This window comes from Pantoea sp. CTOTU50773, assembly GCF_032082325.1.
In the GTDB taxonomy this organism is placed as follows: domain Bacteria; phylum Pseudomonadota; class Gammaproteobacteria; order Enterobacterales; family Enterobacteriaceae; genus Pantoea; species Pantoea communis.
The window spans coordinates 1-10,403 of the sequence record NZ_DAMDQC010000151.1 but is presented as its reverse complement, the minus strand read 5'-3'; the positions used below and the strand labels follow the sequence as shown (position 1 = coordinate 10,403).

Here is a 10,403-nt window from a genome sequence, read left to right as displayed (position 1 = left end):
CAGCACGTTCAGCGCCAGCGAGAGCGCAATAATGATGCCGCTGCGTACGCCCATAAAGATCAGCAGTACACCCACCACAATCGCCAGCGCCATCAGGAAGTTGGTGATAAAGCCGTTGACGGAGTGCGCCACTTCCGCAGCCTGATCGTAAAACGTATTGATTTGGATACCAGCTGGTTTTTCTGCCGACATCTGCTGCAGTTTGGCTTCCAGCGCACGACCCACATCAATCACGTTGACGCCAGGGATAAAGGAGACGCCCATGGTGACCGCCGGGCGTCCGTTGGCGTGATAGATGCTGGAAGGGGATTCGCTCAACCCGCGAGACAGCGTGGCGATGTCGCGCAAGCGGGTGGTGGCAGTGTCGCCAACGGGGCTGATAAGCAGATCGCTCAGCTCATCGATATTTTCAAATTCCCCGGTGGGGTGCAGACGAATCGATTCGGAGCCTGATTTGATCTCTCCCGCGCTGGAAACCACGTTCAGACGGCTGAGTGCGGCGGAGAGTTGTGCCGGAGTGATACCGCGCGCCGCCATTTTTGTCAGCGAAACATCGACATCAATTTGCTGCGGGATGGCGCCGCCAATCGCCACCTTGCCCACGCCGGGCACCAGCACCAGTTCTCGCCGCAGCTGTTCGGCATATTGCACTAATTCAGGATTGCTGAAGTTGTCACCGGAAATGGCGAAGAAAAAGCCGAACACGTCGCCAAAATCATCGTTAACGAAAGGCGCCGCCACGCCGGGCGGGAAGAAGCGTGACGCATCACCGACGCGCCGCCGCAGCTCATCCCAGATTTGTGGCAGTTCGTTAGAGTGATAGCGCGACGCAATATTCACCGTAATTTGCGACAGGCCGTTGGAGGAGATGGAACTGACGCTGTCCAGATAGGGCAACTGCTGCAGGGCATTTTCCAGCGGCAGAGTCACCTCTTCTTCCACCTGCTGCGCAGATGCGCCAGGGTATTGTGTGACCACCACGGCGGTTTTAATGGTAAAAGCGGGGTCTTCCAGGCGACCAATATTCAGCAGGGAAAAAATACCCCCTAGCCCTAATAGCAAAATCGCCAGCCAGACGCGAATCGGGTTATCAATAAACTGTTTGGAGATGTCCATTACAGCCCTCGCTCACGCGTCCAGATGCGTACCGGCTGTTGCGCATGTAACTCATTGACGCCTGCTGCGACCACGCGTTCACCGGCTTTCAGTCCACCGGTGATCACCACGCCCTGGTTTGTGACATCGCCGACGACGACCTTACGATCTTCCAGCTTCAGCTGATCGCCGCTGCCTTGCACCACCCAGACATGAGGCTCATTGCGCTGGTGGCTGTCGGGGTTAAACACCGCTTCGACCGGAACGACCAGCGCAGCATGATTAACGTTGGCGGGAAGATTGGCCAGATTGATGGTGACAGTACCACTGACACCGCCCACGGCCGGAAAATCGGCAGGGCGCGGCATGGTTAAGATCACCTGCCAGGTCAGAGTGTTACTGCTACTGCTGCCGGTGTGCTCTTTGTATTCAGCCTGAAATTCGCGATCCGGCAGCGTGTTAATTCTCACTACCGGGCGATACGTCATGTTGCGGATATCCAGCGCGGTGAACAGGTTTTCCGGCACGTTAAACACCACATCAAGCAGGTCGGTGCGCGTTAACGTGGCGATGGTCTGGCCCGCCGCAATCACCTGATGATTACGCACATTGACCGTCGCCGCAGTGCCGCTAAAAGGCGCGGTTAAGGTCATCTGGCTTAACTCTTCAAGGGCAATTTGCAAGGCCGCGTTGGCAGCATCGCGGTTCGCGCGCTGCACGTCCATTTCAGCCTGTGAGATCGCCTGGCGGCCAGATAGCGTCTGGAATCTTGCAAACTGTCGCTGAGCGAGGGTGGCGGCGGTCTGTCGTTCGTTAACGCGCTGCTGCGCCTCTCGTGCCACCAGTCTGGCGATCACTTGTCCCTGCGTCACATTGTTTCCCTGGCGAATTTCCAGGGCGTCGATCTGTCCACCTCGTTTAAAGGAGAGGTCGGTGGAATCCGCCGATTCAATGCGTGCGGGGAAGATGCGTTGCTGAGCCTCACCGGAAGCCATTACCTCAACCACTTTCACCATGCGCGGCAAAGGGACAACTTCCGTTTTTTTTTGATCGCAACCTGTTGTTATCAATATAACAATGGCTATCAGCGGAAAATAACGCGTCACGAGTTTGTCCTCAATCAGGAATATTGAATTAATTATTGGCGTTATTATTAGCGAGGTTCTTATTCGCCGAGCATTGAAACGACGGCGTAGGTAAATAACCCCACGGCAGAACAGGTTACAATAGCGATAACCACATAAAGACTCAGGCGCAGCAGACTATAGTCCGGCATCGTTACCTCCATTAACAGTGGGCGAAATAGAGTCATCTCACTGCGGACGGATAGGAGTGACGGTTAAGGTTTATTTGTTAAGGATGAGCATAGCTGTGGATATCCAAAAATGTAAAGTTTGATAAACGCAATAACTTTATCGCAACTCATGGAATTTAAATCTAATTTGTTTGATTTAAATAGAGCTTTAAACCACATTAACAACATAAACACAAAGTGTGGCTTTTCTCGCCATTTCATTAACATAGGGGCGGGTTAATTTATTTTCGTTAAAAACGGCTTATTTATCTTTGGTTTAAATTTACGCTAAAAATTGTTTTTTGATTACGGATGACTTTCCTCATAAAAGCAGAATGAGTTGAATAGCCTGTGCTACGTTTATAACGTTCATTTCTCTTGTCAAAAGTTTGTCGTATAGATTATTTCCCTGCTCAATTTCGTTGAGCAGCCATTAATGACATGTCTTTCAGTTATAAACGGGACTCACCTCAGGCAGTGCGTAGATGTTTGTCTTTGTATTTGTATTTGAAGTGGATCTGTTAATAACGCGATGTCACCGCCTTGATTTCCGAAACAGGATTTGAGGAGAAAGCGATGAATACTGCTAAATCGGAAAGGTCGTACTATCAGCTTTCTGTCGATGAAACCTTGAGCCAGACAGAGAGTTCACTCGAAGGTATCTCGGGTAGTGAAGCAACAGCACGCTTACAACAGTACGGTGAAAATGCCCTGCCACAAAAACCGGGCAAGCCAGCATGGCTGCGCTTCCTCGCCCATTTTAACGATGTACTGATTTACGTGTTACTCGCTGCCGCGCTGCTGACGGCAGTGATGGGCCATTGGGTCGATACACTGGTCATTCTCGGTGTGGCAGTGGTCAACGCGTTGATTGGTCATATCCAGGAGAGTAACGCGGAAAAATCCCTGCAAAGCATACGCAATATGCTCTCCAGTGAAACGGTGGTGATCCGCGCCGGTAACCATGAAACCTTGCCGACCACCGCGCTGGTGCCGGGTGATGTGGTGGTGATCCGCGCCGGGGATCGTATTCCTGCCGACCTGCGCGTGATCGAAGCCCACAATCTTCGCGTCGAAGAGGCGATACTCACCGGGGAATCCACGGTGGTAGAGAAAACCACCGATGCGCTTGCGGGCGAACTTCCGTTAGGCGACCGCACCAATTTACTGTTTTCGGGAACAACGGTCAGTTCTGGTGGCGGTAAAGGGCTGGTGGTGGCTACAGGTGGAGAGACCGAACTGGGGCACATCAACCAGATGATGTCCGATATCGAAAAACACCGCACGCCGTTGCTGGTGCAAATGGACAAGTTAGGGAAAGCCATCTTCCTGATTATTCTCGCGATGATGGCGGCTCTGTTCGTCTTCAGCCTGCTGTTCCGCGATATGCCGGTCTCTGAACTGATGCTGTCATTGATCAGTCTGGCGGTGGCGTCGGTGCCCGAAGGTTTACCCGCCATCATCTCCATCATCCTCTCACTTGGCGTGCAGACCATGGCGAAGCAGCAGGCGATCATTCGCAAGCTGCCGACGGTGGAAACGCTGGGTGCGATGACGGTGATCTGCTCAGATAAAACCGGCACGTTGACGATGAATGAGATGACGGTCAAAGCGGTGATCACCGCCGACCATATCTATCGGGTAGACGGTGACAGCTATGAACCGGTTGGTGCCATTCATAAAGCGGATGACGCCGAACCGATTACCGTCACGGGCGGGTCCTTGCTGGAGCAATATTTACGTACCATCGATCTGTGTAATGACAGCCAGCTGATTAAGGATGAGAGCGGTTTCTGGAAAATCACCGGGGGCCCGACAGAAGGTGCGCTCAAGGTGCTGGCCGCCAAAGGACAGTTGCCGGTGGTCACCACCGAGTTACGCAGTAAAATTCCGTTTGATTCGCAATACAAATACATGTCGACGTTGTACCGCATTGGTGACGAAGAGCGCGTGCTGATCACCGGCGCGCCGGATGTGCTGTTCCGGCTTTGTCAGCAGCAGCAAACCGAGCACGGCCTGCAACCGCTCGATATCAGCTGGTGGGAAGGCAAGATTGAAGAGTATGCGCGCGAAGGGCTGCGCATGGTGGCGGCAGCCTGGAAACCGGCGTTACCGGGACAAACTGAACTCACCCATCAGGATCTGCAACAGGGCGTGATTCTGCTCGGCATTGCCGGAATGATGGACCCGCCGCGCCCTGAAGCCATCACCGCGATTCGTGACTGTCTGCAAGCCGGCATACGCGTCAAAATGATCACCGGAGACCACCCGCAAACCGCGATGAGCATTGGGCAGATGCTGGGGATTGGCAATGCAGGCTCAGCCATCACCGGGCGTGAACTGGAAGTGATGGACGATCACCAGTTGAGTGATGCCGCGCAGGCCTACGACATCTTTGCCCGCACCAGTCCGGAGGATAAATTCCGTCTGGTTCAGGCGTTGCAGAGTAAGCAAGAGGTGGTCGGTATGACCGGGGACGGCGTGAACGATGCGCCCGCCCTGAAGCGCGCCGATGTCGGTATCGCGATGGGTATTAAAGGCACCGAAGTGACCAAGGAAGCCGCCGATATGGTGCTCACGGATGACAACTTCGCCACCATTGCCAGCGCAGTAAGGGAAGGGCGCCGGGTTTATGACAATCTGAAAAAAACCATCTTGTTTATTATGCCCACCAACCTCGCGCAGGGATTGTTGATCATCATCGCGCTGCTGGCAGGGAATCTCATTCCGCTCACGCCGGTACTGATTCTGTGGATGAACATGGCGACGTCGGCCACGCTGTCGTTTGGTCTGGCATTTGAAGAGGGTGAAAAAAACATCATGCGCCGACCGCCGCGCGATCCCAAATTGCATGTGATGGATGGATTCGCCATCTGGCGCGTGGTGTTTGTTGGTTCAATGATTGCGATAAGTGCGTTTGTGCTGGAAGCCTGGCTGCAGCCGCGTGGCTATTCCCCTGAGTTTATCCGCACCGTGCTGTTACAGACGCTGGTTACCGCGCAGTGGTTCTATATGCTCAATTGCCGTGTGTCGGACGGCTTCTCTCTGAGTAAAGGGCTGCTGATGAACAAAGGTATTTGGATCGTTAGCGCGGTGCTGCTGGTGCTGCAACTGCTGATCATCTATGCGCCATTTATGCAGCTGCTATTCGGTACCACTGGACTGCCATTCCGTTATTGGGTCATTACCTTCATCATCGGTTTCGTGATGTTCCTAATTGTTGAAGTCGAGAAACCACTTACCCGGCGATTCAGAACGGCTTGAGTCTGCTGCCGCCCGTCACGCTGGTGTCAGCGAGGCGGGCGGTGTTTAAGACGATACATGTAGATTTCGAGCCAAAAGATGGGATTTAAACGTTGCAGGACATTTGCTGTCATCAAGTCAGAGAGGAAAGTGTCGCACGGGTTCGACAATCTTCACCGGTTTCTTTCTCTTTGGTTTTGTCGCCCTGCACAGTGCTGGCATAGCTGCCTTGGATTTTTCTGGCTCGGTAGTCTTATTCACAGTGATACAGCACGGGCAGTAATGAACATTCGTATATTGCGCTGCGGCGACGGTTAATGCCTGGCTGTGGTTATACATACTGCCAATAAACGCCCGTGAATCGATACCGGGTAATTGTTCACATCCTGCGGTATGCAACAGCAAGCCCCTGCGGGCGTGATCGCAGACGTAATATTTCGTTGCCTTATACATGGTTTTTATCCGTTTGCTGCGTGAGTCAATGGACTCATTAAAGTTTATCGTATTCAATATCTTGTAAATTTGAACATCTCACTACGGCCTGAAACTCAGTTTGCCCACGATGGCTCGCCAAAGTAAACGGAACGATAATACGTGTACCATTTTTTTGCTACGCCTTCATTGTGGACCAGAAGAGAGCCCAGGGTGATTCTATTTTTCCCAAACATCTCGGTATCGGATTTATTGAGGAGATCTTTTTCTACGGCAATAACCGCATCACGACTGTGAACGGTCACACAGGCTATTTCATCTTTTTTGGTTCTCTACGCTCCGCAAATATACCTCATAACCCGACGCAGACAAAATAATCCCCAGGGCACTGAGTGCTCCAACTTTAGCGGAAGTCTTCATTTTAAATTCCCTTAAGTGCTTCACAAACAGTCTCCGGTCTAACTGGCGAGAAATCAATAGTATTTTTGGTTTATTTGATGAAATGAATTGATGTGTATTGCCGATGTCGCCTGGTCATTATCTGATAATGGTTGGGATAAAATCTGAATATTACGTATCACAAAAAAATCCTGTGAGATTTATTGAAGAGGGACTCGAACAAATAAAACGGGCATTAAAGCCAAAGTACATCAAATATCCTGGTTAATAACTTGTTAATGGTAGAGTTATGGCATTCTCATGACATTTTTTCCTACATTAATGCTGAGGTCAGAAGTATCTGATGATAAAAACTCACAGCTCACTCATTCAGCAGGACTATTCACATTAATCAATGAATCACCGCGAAGCTGAAACGCTCGTCGTGCATCTGGTCAGATAAAAAGATCAGTGTGTTAAAACAGCAAATGGTTTAACCTTTAACGACCGTCTGCAGTAGATTTAAAGTAAGCTTAATAAAATCAGTGAGTTGATTGAGGTTTTATTGAGCGGCATTTGATTGACTGCGACCTGTTCCAGGGGGTGCCCGGTTAGCGGGCTGAGATTCTACCCGCCAGCGTTTTCGCGTTGGCAACGTGGTGACCCTACGAACCTGATCCGGCTAATACCGGCGTAGGGAGCGGAACACAGGACGACACTGCGTCCTGATCCCATCTTTGTGCTTGTAGCGGACAGACTCTACTCATCAGGCCCGGCCTGAGAAATTTCGCGCAATCGCAACGGGTGGACCCGCATATGACTGAAGCTGCTTTGATCGACGCTTTGCTGACCTTTCTTCAGCGTCAGGACACAACCGACGACGATTTTAACCGCCTGGCGCTCGCCATCTTCGCTTATCAATTCGAACACAATACCCCTTATCGCCGCTTCGCCATGCAACGCGGCCGCACACCCTTTACGGTGAAAAACTGGCGCGCCATCCCGGCGATTCCCATTACTGCGTTTAAGGATCTGACGCTGAGCTGCCATGCCACCGATGACGTCGAAGCGATGTTTATGACCAGCGGTACCACCGGCACGGTGAAAGGTCGCAGCTATCATCCGACACTCGATGTCTGGAAATGCTCAATGATGCAGAATTTCCGCCAGCGCTTTATGGCGGGCGAAGAGCGGATTCGCATGGGCATTTTGTTCCCTGATAATCGGGCGCTGCCCAACTCTTCGCTGGCCCATTACCTGACGTTAGCGGTGGAAAAATTTGGCACCGCCGAGAGCGAAGTGCTGCTGGATGACCGCGGTATCGCGATGGATCGCCTGTTTGCTGCGTTGGAGCAGGCTGAAGCGCAGGGCGAACCTTATGCGCTGCTGGGCGCGAGCTACAGCTTTGTCCATCTGCTCGACGAACTGCAGCGCCAGGGGCGACATTTTGCATTACCCGCTGGCAGCCGAATTTTGGATACCGGTGGATTTAAGGGACAATCCCGTGAGATTGAGGCCGAGCAGTTTTACGCCGAACTCAGTGCGTCGTTGGGCGTGCCGCGCACGCACTGCATCAACATGTACGGCATGACCGAACTGAGCAGCCAGTTTTATGACGATGGCAACGTTGCCTGTCCCTCGGTGAAATCCGGCCCGCACTGGATCCGCACCCGCGTGGTCAATCCGCTGACGGGCGAAGAGGTGCCGGAAGGTGAGATGGGCGTGCTGGTGCACCATGATCTGGCCCACTTCAATTCAGTTTCTGCCTTACTGACCGAGGATGCTGGCCGGGCAGTGGCGGGCGGCTTCCATCTGCTGGGCCGGGTCACCGGAGCGGATGCGAAGGGCTGTTCGCTGTCGATGGAAGAGTTCCTGGCTGCTGCGCAGGGTGCAGTGTGAAAGAGGTCGCGGGTTATCTACCGGGATGTTTATCACCTGAAGGGGTGCAGTGGCGCACGCTGAGTTTTAGCCATCACGGCCAGCACCTGGATGTCGACGTGCCTGACCTGAATCCGGCACAAATTACACTTCTCAGCGCACATCTGCGCGATCACGCTCGCGCTTATCTCAAAACGCTGAGCGTGGCGAAGATCGTCGCAATTATTGATGAGGCCATTGTGCGTTTGCTGGATCGAAACCATCCACTGCGCCGCAAGGCCGAAATGCTGCTGCCGATTGTCACCGGTTATGACGCTGAGATGATTCGCCTTGGGCTTACCGGATACCTCAAAACTTTTCGACAGCCGCAGCTCAAGCGCTTTTTAGCCGAGGACTTTAACGATCCACAGCTGTTGGATGATTTTCAGCCGCGACCTAATGGCGGCTTCGCACGGGCATTTGGCCCAGATCTGCTCATGCATATCTGGGCAGGAAATGTGCCAGGTCTACCGCTGTGGAGTCTGATTTGTGGATTACTGGTAAAAGCGGGCAGCGTGGGCAAATTGCCCGGTGCTGAACCGCTGATGGCGGGCTGGTTCGCACAACTGCTGGCTGAGATCGATCCCCAACTTGGCGAATGCCTGGCGGTAGTGTGGTGGAAAGGCGGCGAAGCCGAAGCAGAAAAACACTGGTTAACCCAGCCTGACGTGGTGATGGCTTACGGTGGTAATGCCGCGCTGGCTGCAATCAAACAGCAACTGCCTGTGACCACGCGTTTTCTGCCGCACGGCCATAAAATCAGCGTGGGGCTGGTGGGGCGTTCGGCACTGGATACAAGGCAGGGCGTCGATCTGGCGCAGCGCGTGGCCTATGATGTCATACGCTATGACCAGGCGGGCTGTTACTCACCGCAAATGCTGTTCGTTGAACGCGCCGGACGCATTACGCCGCAGGAATTCGCGGAGTACATCGCCCATGAACTGCGTGCGCTGGCGCGCAAATACCCACGTCGCGCGCTCTCTTCGGCTGAAGTGAACAGCGTGGCAGCCTGGCGCAGCCGTGAAGAGATTCGCGCGTTGCAGGAGGATCGCATCCTGTTCGGCGAGTCGACGGACAGCTGGTCGGTGGTGGTAGTAGATGGCCCCGAAGCTCTGATGCCGTCGGCACTCGGACGCACGCTTAAAGTGGTGGCAGTTGATGAAATTGATGATGCGATTGCATTGATTTCGCAGCAGAAAATTTATCTGCAAACGGCGGCGGTGGCGGCCACTCCGCGCGAGCTGTTTGTTCTCGCCGCGCGGCTAGGGCAAGCCGGTATCAGCCGTATTACTGCCTTTGGCAGCATGACATCGCCTGCCGCCGGATGGCATCACGATGGCCGCTTTAGCCTGCTGGATCTGGTCACTTTTACGGAAATAGAGGCATCTGCTGAAACTGCCGCTGAGCGCTTCGCGCCCTATGCGGATTGAATCCACGTTTTTACAGGAGGTAAGAGATGAAATTTGCTGATCAAACGATTCTGGTGACGGGGGCGAGCCGGGGTATTGGTGCAGCTATCACGCAGGCTTTCGCCGCTGAGGGCGCGCTGGTGGTGGTGAACTACCTGCGCAGTGAAGCTGCAGCGATGGAAGTGGTAAAAAGCTGTGAAGCACTGGGCGGTTCGGCCATCGCCATTCGAGCCGATGTCACCTCAGCAGAGCAGGTAGCGGTGATGATGGAGCAGATCGCTAACACCACGGGTCGTCTGGATGCGGTGGTGAACAATGCTTTCGCACCCTATGTTTTCGATAACGATAATCGACAGCGCTTTTGGGAAACCTCATGGCAGGGCTACCAAAGCCAGTTTGACGGTGCCGTCGGCGCGGCCTACAACGTCTGCCAGGCCGCGTTGCCGCTGATGCGCTCACGCACACGCGGCAGCATTATCAATCTTTCCAGCGACCTGGTGGCCCGTCCGTCTGTTCCTTACCACGATTACGTCACCGCGAAATCCGCATTAATAGGTTTTAGCCGTTCACTCGCCGCCGAACTGGGGCCGCTGGGGATTCGCGTGAACTGCGTCGCGCCGGGTCTGGTCTATCCC

At 53.5% G+C, this 10,403-nt stretch carries 6 protein-coding genes and 1 riboswitch; of the genes, 4 read left to right on the top strand and 2 right to left on the bottom strand.

All coding sequences use genetic code 11. The features are described 5' to 3' along the window. The coding region (locus RT340_RS18755) for an efflux RND transporter permease subunit (RefSeq protein ID WP_313377473.1) at window positions 1–1,116 on the bottom strand (1,116 nt) is incomplete at its 3' end. After that, window positions 1,116–2,201: an efflux RND transporter periplasmic adaptor subunit gene (locus RT340_RS18750; protein WP_313377472.1), complete on the bottom strand. Its 1,086-nt coding sequence runs from the start codon at window positions 2,199–2,201 to the stop codon at window positions 1,116–1,118. The genes RT340_RS18750 and RT340_RS18755, both read right to left, overlap by 1 nt. A 764-nt stretch (window positions 2,202–2,965) precedes the next feature. Between RT340_RS18750 and RT340_RS18745 the strand changes: the two genes are divergently transcribed. The 4 genes from RT340_RS18745 to RT340_RS18730 all read left to right on the top strand — a co-directional run. Next, window positions 2,966–5,653, top strand: coding sequence for a cation-transporting P-type ATPase (locus RT340_RS18745; RefSeq protein WP_313377471.1), 2,688 nt, complete (start codon window positions 2,966–2,968; stop codon window positions 5,651–5,653). Window positions 5,654–7,031: 1,378 nt separating this feature from the next. Then, a riboswitch (TPP riboswitch) is annotated at window positions 7,032–7,160 on the top strand. 98 nt (window positions 7,161–7,258) lie between these two features. Then, on the top strand, window positions 7,259–8,341 hold the full coding sequence (locus RT340_RS18740) for an AMP-binding protein (protein ID WP_058960749.1): 1,083 nt from the start codon (window positions 7,259–7,261) through the stop codon (window positions 8,339–8,341). Next, a complete protein-coding gene (locus RT340_RS18735; protein WP_313377470.1) occupies window positions 8,338–9,789 on the top strand; it encodes an acyl-CoA reductase in 1,452 nt (483 codons plus the stop codon). The genes RT340_RS18740 and RT340_RS18735 overlap by 4 nt, the downstream gene beginning before the upstream one ends. Window positions 9,790–9,815: 26 nt before the next feature. Further along, on the top strand, window positions 9,816–10,403 hold a 588-nt coding region (locus RT340_RS18730), incomplete at its 3' end, for an SDR family NAD(P)-dependent oxidoreductase (RefSeq protein ID WP_313377469.1).